This is a genomic window from Pseudomonas sp. BAV 4579 (assembly GCF_009765395.1).
GTDB classification, from domain to species: Bacteria; Pseudomonadota; Gammaproteobacteria; order Pseudomonadales; family Pseudomonadaceae; genus Chryseomonas; species Chryseomonas aestiva.
This window is the reverse complement of the sequence record NZ_WHOV01000283.1, coordinates 1-307: the sequence shown is the minus strand read 5'-3', so window position 1 is coordinate 307 and position 307 is coordinate 1. Positions and strand designations below refer to the sequence as shown.

At 67.4% G+C, this 307-nt stretch carries 1 pseudogene; it reads right to left on the bottom strand.

The window, feature by feature from the left end:
- Positions 1–307 (bottom strand): annotated as a pseudogene (locus tag GSQ95_RS25990) (methyl-accepting chemotaxis protein); the annotation flags it as partial.

The window sequence follows — 307 nt, the reverse complement described above, 5'->3', positions numbered from 1 at the left end:
TTCGGTGCTGGCCTGGCTCATGCTCTGGGCGGTGGCGGAGATCTCTTCCGAGGCGCTGGCCAGGGAGTCGGCCGACAGGCGCACGTCGCCGATGATCTGGTTCAGCTTGCCGACGGTGCCGTTGATCGACTCCTTGAGCTCCAGCAACTGCCCCTGGTAGTCACCGCGCACGGTACGGCTCAGGTCGCCCTGGGAGAGCCCGGCCATCACGCCCATGGCTTCGTTGACCGGGGCGACGATGGCGTCGAGGGTACCGTTGATGCCGGCGACGATGCGGCGGAAATCGCCCTGGTGGGCACTGGCATCG